The following is a 1,621-nucleotide window of genomic DNA, read 5'->3' as shown; positions in this document are numbered from 1 at the left end:
CCTAAGAAACCGTCACTCAATATTGACATCATTGATAAAAGCAGGCTTATTGCATAAGATTATTATACCGAACTCACGTTAATGATATATTTTTTGGTCGTGATATTCTTTACCTGTTACAGTTTTGTTCATTGTGCATTTTGTTCTTCTGGATTTTCATTTGCCTTTCATTTATCGGTTTTTATCAACAGGCAGTATCTTATCAGGCAGGTTATTTCGTTGGATTAAGTTATGGTGTTAGTGTTGAATTGTTTGTTGTATTATTCAGTATTTTTGTTGTTTTTGAAGTTGGAGTATATTTTGCATTTTATCATTATCTCAACCTTACACTTACAATACAACATTGCTTTACACTGATACAACTTTCCTTATTTCAACCAACATGGACAGAAAACAAACAAATCAATCTTTCAACCAATAAAACAAATCAACCAACTTATCTGTCCTTGTAATATTCCTGACCAACTTATTTATTTTACTTAACCGAACAAAAACCAAACCCAACAAGATAAAACCATATCTAAACTACATGACAAGTTTTCAATAATGGCGCTAAGTTAAGAGTTTTGTCAGGTTATTTTATGTTTCATGTTTTGTTGTAATTATTTTTATTATCGTATTTATTTTCAGTTTCGTTATTATTGTATTCATATCTTGTCGTTATTTTACTGATTGAACATTGATGATACTTTTTACTTATCCAATATTACAAAACCAACATTATAAGACCAAACAAATACACTAAACTGATACTATTTTTCAATCCTGATGCTACTTTCATTCCCTGTTGTATTATTGTGGTTTAAAAAAGGATAATAAAAGGAGATAACAAAAGAAATGAAAGAAAAGAGGGTACTTCGTCCCAAAACAGTGGTAGAGAAGAGGAGGATTTTTCTTTTTGTTTTATCACCACATCTTCACCACTGTCGATACCGCGAAGCAGGTCTTTTAATTAACTTTTTATTACCCTTTTATTATCCCATTATTTCACCATTGTATTACCCTTTATTACCCACCTTAATACAATACTACACGTCTTTTTTTACTTCTCTATATAATTAACATGAGGGTCGAAAAAAGACGTGTATGATATTTCCCTGTTTTCATCATATTATAACATTGAACAAACCACGAACAACAATTATAAAGCATATCATCCAACCATATTCCATTGATACATTTTTGTCTCTCTACCATCTTACTTCCCGTTTATGGTAAATTGTGGTAAAGGGTGGTAATACAATAAAACATGGCCGGACAATATTATAAGCCAAACAATTTATAAAATCCTGATTGTTTTAAGGAAAGGTCAAAACTCCGACACGATAACTAATGTAATGCCAATCATGCCCAAAGTGTTAATCAGGGGTTCATATTTTCGTCTTTCATGTTTTGCCCTCTTAATCCCCAACATATCAAGAAAATCAAACGTAACCTCTTTCCTGAACCCTTTTCCTTGGACTATGGCTTCCTGCATTCTATAGTCACTCCCTGCCAAGGTTATAATCTCGCTTTTGGTATTGCTCCTGATTTTCATGCCGTCTAGTTTCACCTTCCAGTCTTCATGTATCATAGGGCTTATCGGTATTAACTTGTTCTTGTTGAAATACGAATCCAGCCT

The 1,621-nt window shown here is 32.3% G+C and carries 1 pseudogene; it reads right to left on the bottom strand.

Going from position 1 to position 1,621, the window contains the following annotated elements:
• Positions 1-1,309: 1,309 nt before the first annotated feature.
• A pseudogene (locus tag H6A34_RS14360) lies at positions 1,310-1,621 on the bottom strand (hypothetical protein); the annotation flags it as partial.

Source organism: Marseilla massiliensis (assembly GCF_016899855.1).
Taxonomy (GTDB): domain Bacteria; phylum Bacteroidota; class Bacteroidia; order Bacteroidales; family Bacteroidaceae; genus Prevotella.
Note: the sequence above shows the minus strand (reverse complement) of the source record. Positions and strands in the feature narration are given on the sequence as shown.